Genomic DNA, 14,084 nt, shown 5'->3' with positions numbered 1-14,084 from the left:
GTATCGGCTGAGGTTTTTTTATTTCAATCAAGCTTGATTAGTTGTTGCTGTGTAGCTCGCTGTTTAGCTCTACCGCTGTCTTGTTGGTTAGGCACTCAATCTGACCTGTTACCGAGTTACGACGGAACAGTAGATCGGGCTTACCTGCAAGGTCACGGGCTTTAACAATTTCCACTTCAGCGCCAGATGCATCAAGCATACGTACCTTTGAACCAGCCGTTACATACAGACCAGATTCAACCGTACAACGGTCACCTAGAGGGAAGCCTAGACCTGCGTTCGCGCCTAGTAGTGAGTTCTCACCGATAGACACAACCACTGTACCGCCGCCAGATAGTGTACCCATGATAGATGCACCACCACCGATGTCAGAACCATTACCCACAACAACACCGGCAGAAATACGACCTTCAACCATGCTTACGCCCGTTGTACCTGCGTTGAAGTTGATGAAGCCTTCATGCATAACGGTTGTGCCTTCGCCAACGTGAGCACCAAGACGTACGCGAGAGGTATCAGCAATACGAACGCCTGTTGGTACCACGTAATCAACCATTTTAGGGAACTTATCGACACAATCGACCGTCAGCGTTTCGCCTGCTAGACGTGCTTCGATTTGACGCTCTGCCAGTTCTGGTAGGTCGATTGGACCTTGGCTAGTCCAAGCGATGTTGTGTAGTAGGCCAAAGATGCCATCCAGTACCGTACCATGAGGTTGAACTAGGCGGTTTGAGATAAGCTGCAGCTTAAGGAAGCCTTCGGCAACAGATTGTGGTTTCTCATCAGTCGCCAGAACGACAAGAACCAGTGGCAGTGAAGAGCTTGCCGCTTTTTCAGCAAATGCTGCATTTTCTGCATCACCGTTTGCTGAGAATGCACCCGCTAGAGCTGCACTTTGTGCTGGAGTAATTTCGATAGCTTGGTTGCCTTCCGCATAACCTGAAACCTCAGCAACAGCTGCGATTAGGGCGTCAGATGGGTTTAGACGTGGGTTTGGAAAGAACGCTTCGATGATTTTACCGTCGCGGTTTTTGGTTGCAGTACCAAAAGCAATTGAGAACGCTGCCATGACTCTATTTCTCCATGTATAGATTTGTCTTAAAGCCGCCGCGATTGGCAGCGACTTTAGGTAATTTGTTGGTAATCATCTTAAAGAGTGGTTTCGGCAGATGAAAGGGCAAAAGCGACAAAAGTCTGTAAAACGATACCCTTTGTCTTTTTAGCGATGTTTTTTCCTATTAAGAAATGGGGTGGACGCTATGCGCTAACAATTAAACGCATTATGTCACTTTTCCCAAGATAGAAATCGCCTCATGAATGCCCTCAATGAGCATCTGTGTGCCAATCACAGCAAGAATGAGACCCATCATTTTGGTGATAACAGACAACACACTAGGGCCGAGTGCTTTCACGAGTCGCTCGCCTGAAATAAATAGAAAATAGGTAATGGCACAAAGCACACCGAAACTGATAATGGTGATAATCACCTCTGAGATACCGCCCGTTGTAGCGAAGTTCATGGCGGTGGCGATAGTGCCTGGCCCAGCTAAAATTGGCATAGCCAGTGGGGAGACAGCAATACTCAATGAGGCGTTTTGTTGAGCATCAGAAGTGGCGGCTTTTTTAGTGGAGTCATGATTGTTCGAGCCTTGCAACATGTTGAAGCCTATCAGGAACACTAGGATACCGCCCGTGATTCTCAACGCGTATAAGGTGATACCAAACAGGTCAAAGATAAGCTTCCCGCTGACGGCAAAAATCGTAATAAGTAAGAATGCCAGCGAGACTGAGCGTAGTGCGATTGCTTTGGTGGTGGCTCGATCTTCGTCACCAGTGAGCCCCAAGAAAATAGGCGTATTAGCGATAGGGTTCATGATAGCAAAAAAGCCCATAAACACGGTGACAATATGAATAATCAGCTCTTTCATATAATTGAAATTCCTAGAGTTGCTATGCAAAGCGGGACAGTTCAATCATAGGAGCTTAAAACAAAATAGCCAGTAAAAACCTTGCGGCTTACTGGCTATTTTTATATTCATCTTAGGTGCTTAAGCAGCGTCTTCTTCTTCGCTTGGCTCGTCGACAGCTTTAACCACTTTTGGCTTTTTTGGTGTCGGTTTGCGTTTCGCGCCTAATGCATACAGCACTTCTTCTTTACGCTGTGCAAGATACAAAGAAAGCTCTTCTTGCTTTTCTTCGTCTTCGATAAGGTTGCTTTCACCTAGCAGAGAAAACAGCTCATCCGCCATATCCAACATTTTGTCATAAGCGTCAGCTTCTGCTTTAGAGGTAAAAGTCATCTTTTCTTCTCCGTTGCGTTCCACCACGTACTTGACGATTACAGCCATGGTTAATCCTCTAGATAGTTCAATTTTGAAAAGTATAATACTGTCTGTTTATACAGATGCCAGATCCTAATGTCCAGTCGCGGGCGCAAAAGTGAGACCTGTTTGCCTAAATCCTATCCGAGTTGTTGTCGTCCCAACCTTGGCAGAAATCAATAAAACGTTTAAGGAGTGGACTCTGGTACTTTTCTTTGTGAACCAATAGCCAAAAACGGCGCTTCATATCCAATGAAATTGGGACCTGATGAAGTCGTCCATCGTCGATAGCGGTTTGCGCGGCAAGTTTCGACAGACAAGCTAAGCCTAGGTTGGCGGACACGCTGTTGATAATGGCTTCAGTGGTGTTGAGCTCGAAGGCTTCATGCCAGACTTCGATCCTTGGCGCGACGGTGCGTAGGAAAAATTCGCGAGTACCTGAACCTGGTTCACGCAGAATCCAATCACTGTTCTCAAGATCGCTCAACGTAACTTGTTGCTGCTGAGCAAGCGGGTGCTTTGGTGATGTCACGATGCACATTTCATCTTCACTGAACGGGCGGCTATCCAACTCTGGGTGTAAAGTTTTGCCCTCGACCAGACCAATATCCAACTCATAATCGATAAGCTTTTGGCAAATCAACGCCGTATTTGAGATGAACAGCTGCTGAGATTTGTGATGATGAGCTTCACGAAAGTCACTTAAAAAGGAAGGGCGCCATTTGGTTGCCAACCGTATCACTGGCTCCAATTCGAAGTATGCCTCGATGACTTTGTTCATCGCTGTAAAGCGATTCAATATCGCGACTACGGCATAAAAGCTCGTCGGCGAGAGGCAGAAGTTTCTGTCCTTCTTGATTGATAACTAAGCGATTGTTAACGCGGTCAAATAGGGCATGACCTATCTGTTTTTCTAGCTCACTCAAGGACATACTGACGGCTGCTTTCGACAGAAACAGGGTCTCGGAGGCGGCGGTGAGAGTCTGGTGTTGAGTGACAGCCACAAAGACTTTGAGCTGTTTTAGGGAGATATGCGGCTTCATGTTCAGTTTAGCTTAACGTCGATATTGAATAATTTTATTTGTATAAACATAAGCTGGGTTTACACTTAGCGCAACTGATTATTTGAGGTGATTAAAATGATTGCTACCGTAAGAAGAGCACACAACAAAGTGAAGGGCGCGCCTACTCCAATGGCAGGTCTAGCTCTTGGTATCGCAAGTTTAGGATGGTGTTGGGAGAATGCATTGCCATTCCACCACATTGCTCAATGGACGGGGGCTGCAATTGCGACAGTGCTGTTAAGTATCCTTGCGTACAAGTATTTGTTCCACAATCACTTGCTACGCCAAGATCTTGCTCATCCAGTTGTAGGAAGCGTGGCGCCAACTTTTGCGATGGGAACAATGGTAGTCTCTAATTCGGTTGTTCAATTCTTTCCACTTCTAGGTGATGGCATCTGGCTAGGTGCTGTGGGGCTGCACATTGTGTTCTTAGCAAGCTTTGTCTATCACAGAGTCCGTAACTTTGAGCTCCACCACATGGTACCAAGCTGGTTTGTCCCGCCAGTGGGTCTTGTGGTCGCGGACGTATCTTTTTCTGGTAACCTAAGTCTTCAGTGGGTCGCCGATGCAACTCTTTATTTTGGCTTGGCAACCTACGCTGTGATGCTTCCAACGATGATTTATCGTTTGATCTTCACTCATGAGATCCCGGATGCAGCGAAACCAACGATTGCTATCATGGCAGCGCCAGCAAGTCTTTCTCTTGCTGGCTATTTAACGGTGGCTGCAGAGCCTTCACCAGTGATCATTGCACTATTATTTGGTATTGGTGTGTTGATGACCATGATTATCTATTTAGCGTTTGTAAAACTGCTTCGCCTGCCATTTAGCCCAGGCTATGCCGCATTCACATTCCCTACGGTTATTAGTGCAACGGCGCAATACAAATTGGCGGCGTGGATGGGGACACAAGGAGCAGCTGCAGAGATGATTAACCAGGTGAGAACCATTGCGAACATCGAACTTGGTATCGCGACTGTCGTGGTAAGTTATGTTGCGCTTCGCTACCTTGGCGCTTATTTACCCAAAGGGGTAAGTAACCCAGCGTAAAGTAGTAAATAAGGCGTCTAAATGGACATGAATACACAGGGACTGTGTTAATCTTGTGGTAAGGCAATTAGCGAAAGGCGCGACGTCAGGTGTTCACCGTTTACCACTCAAATCAAATAGATGTGCTCAAGTCTTTATTGGTTCAGCTCATCAAGTTGGACCCACTTCAAAACCCATTTGAGAAAGAACAGATTCTGGTACAAAGCCCAGGCATGTCTCAGTGGCTTAAAATGGCGCTGGCACAAGAGTTTGGTATTGCTGCCAACATTGACTTCCCATTACCCGCGACTTTTATTTGGGATAGGTTTGTTCAAGTACTTGATGATGTGCCGAAACGCAGCGCCTTTAATAAAGAGGCGATGACGTGGAAGATCATGCATCTATTGCCAAAACATCTCGATGACCCAGATTTTGCACCGTTAGCCCAATATCTCAGTGATGATAGTGACGCCTCCAAGCGCTACCAGCTTGCTGAAAAAATTGCCGATATTTATGATGGTTATCTGGTGTATCGCCCAGAGTGGATCGCGACTTGGGAAGCAGGACAAAGTGTTGTTGAGTTAGAGGGCGAGCAGCCTTGGCAACCCAAACTTTGGCAAGCCCTCTATGACCACACTGTGGCACTCGAGCAATCGCCTTATCATCGCGCCAACCTTTATGAACATTTCATTGATGAGCTAGAAAGCAATAAAGACGTTAAGACGCACGGTTTAAGCCAGTTGCCCAAACGACTGTTTGTGTTCGGTATCTCTTCGCTGCCACCTCGTTACCTTGATGCGTTAAAAGCGCTAGGGGAACACATCGATGTTCACCTAATGTTTACTAACCCTTGTCGTTTCTATTGGGGAGAAGTTCGCGACCGAAAATACCTTGCTCGATTAGCCGCGGCGAAACGCAAGCAATTGAGTGACCTCGATAGCCTTGCCTCTAGCCAAGACTGGCAAGAGGGGGATTGGGCGTTCGCGCAGCAGCTCAAAGGTGACATCGAGGCGAACGTTGACGACGAGTTGCACCTGTCTGAGGTCGGCAATAGTTTGCTGGCATCGATGGGTAAGTTAGGTCGCGATAATTTGTATCTGCTGTCTCAACTTGAATCGAATGAGATAGAGGCGTTTGTAGAGGTTGAGCGCAATACTCTACTGCAAAATATCCAAGCGGATATTCTTAACCTCGACGAGCATCAAGATGACACCTTGTTGTTGTCTTCTGAGCATAAACCCTGCATCGAAGCATCGGACAGCTCGCTCTCTGTGCATGTCTGCCACAGCCCAATGCGTGAAGTGGAAGTGCTCCACGATAATCTGCTCGCGATGTTTGACCGTAACCCAGAGCTAAAACCGCGCGACATTATTGTGATGGTAGCGGATATTAACGCCTATAGTCCGGCTATCCAGGCGGTATTTGGTAATGCATCCGGTGAGCGTTATATTCCGTTTTCGATCTCTGACCGCACGGCGGATAAAGAAAGTCCGTTGCTGAATGCGTTCAATCAACTTTTGCAGTTGCCAGAGCTGCGCTGCACCAGCAGTGAAGTGTTGGAACTGCTTGAAGTGCCTGCCATTATGGCTCGTTTCGACATTAATGAGCACGAATTCTCAACCTTGCGCGCGTGGGTCGAAGAGGCTCAAATCCGTTGGGGGATCGATGCTCATACTGCCAGTGAGTTTGACCTGCCAGAATTTGGGCAAAACTCGTGGATGTTTGGTATCTCACGCATGCTAGCTGGCTATGCAATCAGCGAGCAAGCAGGACTCTTAATGGTGGGCGGTGAAGGTATTTCACCTTATGAGCAGACTCAAGGTATGCAGGCGGAAACCGCAGGCAAACTGGCGCAGTTCATTGACAAGTTGGCACACTATCGCAGCGCACTCACTCAAACTATGTCGATATCAAGCTGGCAGCAACACATTAATCAGATGGTGGATGACTTTTTTGCCGTCGACATTGAAGGCGAGGTCGTCGTGAAGTCGATTCGCGATACCCTGTCTGGGCTCAGTGAGCAGCTTGCAGACGCCCGCTATGATGAGCCGCTATCGCCGAGGATTATTCGCCAGTATTTTCTAGATAAGCTCTCGGGCTCTCGAGTCAGTCAACGATTCTTGGCGGGGCAGGTAAACTTCTGCACACTCATGCCAATGCGCTCGATTCCGTTTAACACGGTATGCCTCTTAGGTATGAATGATGGCGTTTATCCGAGAAGTGTACCGCCAGAGAGTTTTGACTTAATGACGGGACGCACCAAGCCAGGTGACCGTTCTAGACGCGATGACGACCGATACCTCTTTTTAGAGGCGATGTTGTCCGCTCAGCAAACCCTATATATCAGCTATGTAGGACGCTCAATTCAAGACAATACCGAACGTGTTCCCTCTGTTTTGGTCTCAGAGTTATTAGAATACTGCGAGCAAAACTATTGTTTGGTGGGTGATGAGGCGCTTGATGTGGATACATCAGGAGCAAAACTCACTAAATCACTTTGTCATGAATACCCTATGGTGCCTTTTAGTGCTGCACACTTTGATTCCAAGTACGGTATTCAAAGCTACGCAGCGGAGTGGCTGCCTTCGGCATGGCAAACCACACAAATGGCAGCACAACAAACCATTGCGCCATTTCATCTAGATCCTATTGATCGGGTTGAGGGTGAGAGAATCGAACTCGATCTCTCTGAGTTGCAGCGTTTTTGGCGTTTGCCCGTGCAGTATCTGTTCAACCGACGCCTACAGGTCAATTTTGATGAAAGCTTACTGGGTATCGAAGATGAAGAGCCGTTTGCATTAAATGGACTAGAGAGCTTTGGCTTACGCAAATCGCTGCTGGATGTCTTGATTGAGCCGGAAGATCAAGCGCACAAGCTGGCTCAATTCAAAGCGCAGCAGAAAGCGCAGGGCTATCTACCTGTGAACCAGTTCGGAGAGCTCGAGTTTGCCTCCAACGTGGCCCAGACCCAAGATCTTGCTGAGGCGATAGTTCCGTTAACAGCCAATGAACTCGAAGGCATCGAAATCGATATCTCAATTCCTTTGAAAAAAGTGTCAGTGACCCTACAAGGTTGGGTGACCAACTGCTATCAGAGCGGACTGGTCCGCTATCGAAGCGGGAGATTGCGCGCTAGTGACTACCTGGCAGCCTGGATCGATCATCTGCTGGTTTCGGTGTCCGGTCACCAGACGCGCACCCACATGCTGGCGTACGACAAAAAAGAGGGCGTGGTGCACCGCATCTACCCTGTTATGTCCGCAGATGAAGCGATGAACTATTTAACACAGTTAGTCAGCCTGTTTGTCGATGGCTTAGATAGCCCGTTGAGCTATTTCCCAGAAACCGCATTAGCAGGTATCGAAGCCAACTACAGTCGCGGTCAATGGAGCCCTAACGATGACAAAATGCTCAGCAAAATGCAGGCGCGTTTTGTAGGGGGGCTACATGCAGACAGGTGAAGGGGAAAACGCGTACATTTCTCGCGTATGGAGTGAGTGGAGCGATGCGCTAGCTAACGATGCCAAGCAGTTGGCCCATTTGGTGTTAGAGGCGCCGAGAACAAAGAGTGTGAGTGCTGAGGAATATTACTCGCAGAGTACCTGACAAAGAGGGAGTGGCCGCCAGTCTTTATAATAGTGTGTAGGGAGAGTGCTGGGCGGCCGATGAGGGTCAGAGGGACCCGTATTTCTGCGAAGAATAGTAGGCGTAGCGGGTGATTAAATCCGTGAATAAGATCGCAACTTACATACTAATTAATTATATCTACTTGTTTTGAATTGGATTTTAAGCGTTGGATCACACAGTTGAGTTTGAACATGCAGCCAGAGAATAAAAAGCCGACAGCCCTAGACACCATGACCTTTCCTTTGCATGGTGCTCGTTTGATTGAAGCATCAGCGGGAACAGGCAAAACCTTCACCATAGCGGGTCTCTACTTGAGGCTGCTGCTTGGTCACGGTAAAGATGGCAGTCAGCATCGTCAGCCACTCACGGTCGATCAGATTCTCGTGGTGACCTTTACTGAGGCGGCGACTGCTGAACTTCGTGACCGCATTCGCGCACGCATACATCAAGCGCGTATTGCCTTTGCCCGTGGAGAAAGCAGTGATCCTGTTATCCAGCCGCTGCTGGAAGAGGTGACTGACCACAGATACGCCACAGAGACCTTGCTTCAAGCCGAGAGGCAAATGGATGAAGCCGCGGTGTATACGATTCACGGCTTTTGTCAGCGAATGTTGACGCAAAACGCCTTTGAGTCCGGTGCTCGATTCAATAATGAGTTTGTGACGGACGAAAGCCGGTTAAAAGCTCAAGTGGCTGCCGATTTTTGGCGAAGTCAGTTTTATCCATTGAACCTAGAGATGGCATCAGAGGTTCGCAAACTGTGGGCGACACCGAGTGCACTGCTTGGTGATATTAGCCGTTACTTAACCGGTCCTGCGATTACCATGCAGGGCGTTGAGGGCAGTGTGGATATTGCCGCTTTGCACCAAGCCAATCTAGATCGAATCAAGACGTTAAAAGCGAACTGGTTGGCGGTATCCGATGATGTCGTGCCTTGTATCTCGCAATCCGATGTGAATAAACGCAGCTACACCAAAAAATCGCTTCCTAGTTGGGTTGAAGGTATTACTCATTGGGCTCAGCAAGAGACTCTTGATTATGGTTTGCCAAGTGCATTAGAGAAGTTTTCTCAATCGGTACTGATAGAAAAGACACCGAAAGGTGAAGTGCCTTCGATGAGCGTTTTTGCAGAGATAGAAGCGTTCTTGGCAGCGCCTCCTGAGCTAAAAACGCCTCTGTTGGCAATGGCGATCCATCAGTGCCGAACGCGTCTTGCGTTGGCGAAAGAGCAGAAGCAATGGCTGTCATTTGATGACCTACTGACTCAGCTTTCAGCCGCGTTGGCTCTGGAGTCTGGTGACATACTAGCCGAGAAAATTCGCACTCAATTTCCAGTTGCGATGATTGATGAGTTTCAAGATACCGACCCGCTTCAGTATCAGATTTTTAGCTCAGTCTATTTAAGCCACCCAGAGTGTGGTTGGTTTATGATCGGTGACCCAAAGCAGGCGATTTATGGCTTCCGCGGGGCGGATATTTTTACCTATATTCAAGCCAGAAATCAGGTGGTTGATCACTACACGTTAGGAACCAACTGGCGCTCCAGTGAGCGTATGGTTAATAGCGTTAATACGCTTTTTGATCGCGCGGATTCGCCGTTCCTTTATGACAGCGATATCCCATTTTATCCTGTGAATGCGAGCCCGAAAGCGGGTGATCGCCAATGGCAAAAAAGTGGTGAAGCGCAGCCAGCACTGCAGTTTTGGCTTCAAGAAGCGGAAGCGCCACTACCAAAAGGTGATTACCAGCAGCACATGGCCGCCGCAACAGCGCAGCACATCAAAATGGTGCTTACCGAATCGCAAACCAGCGATGTGGTGTTGGCGGATGGCGATAAGCAGCATCCGGTCGAGGCGGGTGATATTGCCGTGCTGGTAAGAACCGGTAGCGAAGGACAACTTATCAAACAAGCTCTGGCGGAGCGAGGTATTGCCAGCGTCTATTTATCCAATCGCGACAGTGTGTTTAGCAGTCCAGTTGCTGAAGATATGCTGCGCTTAATGCAGGCGATATGGTATCAAGACGATGAGCGCCTGTTAAAAGGGGCATTAGCATCTGAGCTATTTGCTTTGCCCGCAAATGAGCTAGATGGTCTCAACAATGATGAAAACCTGTGGGAGCAGGTCGTTGGCGAATTTCGCGATTACCGACAGCTGTGGCAATTGAGGGGCGTATTGCCGATGCTGCGCTCAGTGCTGTTTAAGCGTGAGATGTCGAATCGATTATTGTCCACGGTGGGGGGCGAGCGCCTACTGACCGACTATTTGCACCTCGGTGAGCTGCTGCAAGCGGCGCGACAAGATGTAGAGAGTGATACAGCCTTGCTGCGCTGGTTTGCTCAGTCTATTGAAGATGCCAAGCAAGGTCTTGGTGGGGGCGATGACCACATTCAGCGCCTCGAGTCAGAGCGAAATCTCGTTCAAATCATCACCATACATAAATCTAAAGGGTTGGAATACGATCTCGTCTATTTGCCGTTTGCTGTCAGTTATCGTGAGGCGATGGAGGCGAAGTACTATGATGAGCAGGCTAAGCAATCCATTCTCGATCTAAGAAAGTCAAAAGAGGCGCTGGCTCAGGCAGACAAAGAGCGCTTAGCGGAAGACCTACGACTCATCTATGTGGCCCTCACCCGCGCCGTTTACGCTTGCTTTATCGGTATCGCACCGCTTAGAAATGGACGTTCAACCAAAGAGCCAACCGGCGTTCATCACAGTGCGCTGGGTTATCTGGTTCAAAATGGTCAAGAGCTCGGTGTCAGTGAGCTAGGCGCCATGCTTGCTGAGCTGGCGAATCAATCCGGAGATATTGCGGTGACAGCGCCGCCAGAGCCTGATGACTCACGCTATCAAGCGCCTCAAGCTGATGAGCTTTCAGAGCTAAGCGCGAAAGAGCAAACGCAAGACATTGACCGCGATTGGCGTCTCACCAGTTACTCGGCCCTAGTGAAGCAGAGCAGTCACGGCAGTAGCGATGAAGTCTTTATAGAAGAGTCGGGCTTGGATATTGACTCTTCCGATGATGAGCAGCTTGACCCACTGCTAGAGCCAGAGAAAACCATCTTCCATTTCCCGAAGGGAGCGAGACCCGGTACCTTCCTCCACACTGTGTTTGAAGAGATAGAGTTTACTGAACCAGCGTGCTCTGAAGGCAACTCGCAAATCATTGCTGAGCTACTTGAGAAAGAACAGTATGACCCTGAGTGGCTGCCTGTACTGATTGAGCTGGTGGATCAAGTGATGAACACGGCATTGGATGGCGATGCACTGTTTTTAAGAGATAAGGGCATTGATAAGCGCTTGGTTGAAATGGAGTTTTTGCTGCCCATTGATGTTTTGGATGCGCCATCCCTCAACCGAGTCATCCAAAGGCATGATAGCCTGTCAGCAAGAGCTCATGAGCTTGGCTTCTACACCGTAAAAGGCATGCTTAAAGGCTTTATCGATTTGGTGTTTGAGCATCAAGGTAAGTACTTTGTACTCGATTGGAAGTCGAACTATCTGGGCGATGATGTGAGCTGTTATCAACGCTCACAGCTTGAGCATGCCATGGTCGACCATCGCTACGACTTACAGTATCAAATTTACGCTTTAGCTCTGCATCGCTTTTTGAAAACACGTATTCCAAATTATGACTACGACACGCATGTTGGCGGGGTTTATTATCTATTCTTGCGAGGTATCGAGCCTAATTCAGATTCGGGGATATTCAGTGCTCGCCCAACAAAAGCCATGATTGAGGCGTTAGATGGTCTGTTTTTCGGAGCTCAACCTTCTCACAATCAAGGTATGGAAAGCGCAGAGAGTAATGAAACTGACGCTACTACCGATGGAGAAAATCAACAAATGGGGCTTGGATTTTGATGACGACTAGCCGTACGTTCGCACAGTGGATTGAGGATTTAGTGGCGAAGAAGTGCTTAAGACCACTCGATTATCAATTTGCAAAGTTTGTTGCTTCGATAGAGAGCCAATACCCTGATGAAGTCATGTGGTTGGCGGCATTGGTAAGTGCTCAGTTAGGTCAGGGCCACATATGTGTCAATTTAGACAGTGACCTCACTGAGCAGGCATTGATGCCTTCACCGGACTTGATAGGTCTCTACGGCGCGGCGGCAGCCCCTCTAGAGGATAAAGTTGCCAAGGTTAATTGGGCGGCAGTTATTGAAAAGGCATCAACCATTAGCCAGCTCGAGGCAGAGAGTGCAAAGTTGGCGACAGTGACGCCTTTAGTTTGGCAGCATCATCGTCTCTATTTACAGCGTTATTTTGCGTACGAACAGACCATTGCCGAGCGTTGGCTTGCCATGGCCACGCCTATTGAGCTTTCAACTTCGCAGATTCAATCTGCGGCGACCATGCTTGACCAGCTATTCGCGCGCGAGTATCACTACCTCTATTCCGCGCTAGCCAATCAATCAAAAGGGTCGAGTAATCAGGTCTCACGCCAGCAGATCGTGTGTGACTTTCTCGATGTGATAGACGAGCAAGCCATAGATTGGGAGCGAGTAGAAAGTACTTTAAGTGCTGCGCGCTCAGCATCCGACTTACAGCCTCTAGACAACGTGATACCTTTAACGGCTTGCCTCAACTGGCAGAAAGTGGCCGCGGCCGTGGCACTGACTAGGCGCTTTGCGGTGATTTCTGGTGGGCCTGGAACGGGCAAAACCACTACAGTCACCAAATTGCTCGCCGCTATGGTCAATCAGGCGAATCAACAGGGAGAGTCGCCGACGATTAAGCTGGTGGCGCCAACGGGTAAGGCAGCCGCGCGATTGACGGAGTCTATTGGTAAGGCCGTTGACTCATTGGCATTAGACCCTGAGCTTAAGGCGAGTATTCCCACCGAATCAAGTACGCTGCATCGCTTATTAGGCGCTATTCCTGGGCGGGTTGAATTTAGACACAATCAATCCAATCCATTGCATTTGGATGTGTTGGTGCTCGATGAAGCCTCCATGGTCGATCTGCCGATGATGCATCGCCTGCTGGATGCTCTGCCTGCTCGTGCTCGGCTGATATTGCTGGGTGATAAAGATCAGCTCGCGTCAGTAGAGGCTGGGGCAGTGCTGTCTGATATTTGTGATTTTTCATCGCATGGCTACAGTGCAAAACAGAACGATCGTATCCGAGCGCTTACTCAGTATGACTGTCAGCGTGGCGAGGTGGCAAAAACGTCGGTTTCGCCATTGGCAGATAGCTTATGTGTGCTGCAAAAAAGCTATCGCTTCGATGCGCGCTCTGGCATTGGACAACTTGCTAAGCAGGTGAATGCTGCGAGCAGCAGAGGCTTTGAGCAAGTGTGGCAAAAAGGGTTCGATGATATTGAGTGGATGGCGCTAAGCGGAGATAGTTATCAAAAGCTCATCGATCGTTTGGTGCGCGCCTATCAGCCTTACTTGACGGATGCGAGAAATGCTTCTCCTGCGAGTGAGTCATTAGAGAGCCACGAGGCGTTAGTGAATTGGCAGCAGTCATTGGCTCGTTCGGTTTTGAATGCCTTTGCAAAAGCCAGATTGCTCTGTGCGGTTCGTGATGGTGATTTTGGGGTGACAGGACTAAACCAGCGCACGGAGTCTCGCTTGAAACAGCGTGGATTGATCCCTCGCGGTGAGGAACTTTGGTATGTTGGCCGACCACTAATGGTAACAAAAAACGACCATGGTCTTGGGCTCTATAACGGTGATATTGGTATTTGTTTATGGGACTTTAGTGCCGATACACCAAGGCTTAAAGTGTTCTTTGAACTGCCTGACGGAAGTATCAAGTCAGTACTGCCAAGCCGAATGCCAGAGCACGAAACGGCCTACGCAATGACCATCCATAAATCTCAGGGCAGTGAATTTGCTCATACCTTTATGATTTTGCCGGCTGATTTTAGTCCGTTGCTGACCAAAGAGCTGATTTATACCGGTATTACGAGGGCAAAATCGCGTTTTACCTTAGTCGCAGATGGCAAAGTCGTTGGTAAAGGTATTCGTCATAAGACATTAAGGCACAGTGGGTTAGCGCTGAGGTTGGGGTAGTTTGGGTAAGGCGAGAAA

General features: G+C 48.6%; 6 protein-coding genes and 2 pseudogenes. 4 read left to right on the top strand and 4 right to left on the bottom strand.

The features are described from left to right. Positions 1 to 37 precede the first annotated feature (37 nt). The 4 genes and pseudogenes from dapD to AC6I8Y_RS12645 all read right to left on the bottom strand — a co-directional run bounded on the left by dapD (position 38) and on the right by AC6I8Y_RS12645 (position 3,364). Entirely contained in the window at positions 38 to 1,069 is a 1,032-nt protein-coding gene (gene dapD, locus AC6I8Y_RS12660; protein WP_498020285.1) for a 2,3,4,5-tetrahydropyridine-2,6-dicarboxylate N-succinyltransferase, read from the bottom strand. Positions 1,070 to 1,280: 211 nt separating this feature from the next. Next, positions 1,281 to 1,928: a MarC family protein gene (locus AC6I8Y_RS12655; protein ID WP_128650179.1), complete on the bottom strand. Its 648-nt coding sequence runs from the start codon at positions 1,926 to 1,928 to the stop codon at positions 1,281 to 1,283. A gap of 120 nt (positions 1,929 to 2,048) precedes the next feature. Then, complete coding sequence (locus AC6I8Y_RS12650) at positions 2,049 to 2,348, bottom strand: YebG family protein (protein WP_042477541.1); 300 nt, start codon at positions 2,346 to 2,348, stop codon at positions 2,049 to 2,051. Between the two features lie 106 nt (positions 2,349 to 2,454). Next, a pseudogene (locus AC6I8Y_RS12645) lies at positions 2,455 to 3,364 on the bottom strand (LysR family transcriptional regulator). A gap of 96 nt (positions 3,365 to 3,460) precedes the next feature. Between AC6I8Y_RS12645 and AC6I8Y_RS12640 the strand changes: the two are divergent. From AC6I8Y_RS12640 to recD, 4 genes and pseudogenes are all read left to right on the top strand, one after another. Then, on the top strand, positions 3,461 to 4,435 hold the full coding sequence (locus AC6I8Y_RS12640) for a TDT family transporter (RefSeq protein ID WP_498020284.1): 975 nt from the start codon (positions 3,461 to 3,463) through the stop codon (positions 4,433 to 4,435). 89 nt (positions 4,436 to 4,524) lie between these two features. Continuing rightward, positions 4,525 to 8,020: pseudogene (gene recC, locus AC6I8Y_RS12635) on the top strand (exodeoxyribonuclease V subunit gamma). Positions 8,021 to 8,232: 212 nt separating this feature from the next. Continuing rightward, the gene (recB, locus tag AC6I8Y_RS12630) at positions 8,233 to 11,904 is read left to right on the top strand and encodes an exodeoxyribonuclease V subunit beta (protein WP_498020283.1); all 3,672 of its coding nucleotides are present in this window, start codon (positions 8,233 to 8,235) and stop codon (positions 11,902 to 11,904) included. Beyond that, positions 11,904 to 14,066 (top strand): exodeoxyribonuclease V subunit alpha, encoded by a 2,163-nt coding sequence (gene recD / locus AC6I8Y_RS12625; protein ID WP_498020282.1) that lies wholly within the window; start codon positions 11,904 to 11,906, stop codon positions 14,064 to 14,066. The genes recB and recD overlap by 1 nt, the downstream gene beginning before the upstream one ends. The last annotated feature ends 18 nt before the right edge of the window (positions 14,067 to 14,084 follow it).

This window comes from Vibrio sp. KUL78, from assembly GCF_059725505.1.
Note: the sequence above shows the minus strand (reverse complement) of the source record. Positions and strands in the feature narration are given on the sequence as shown.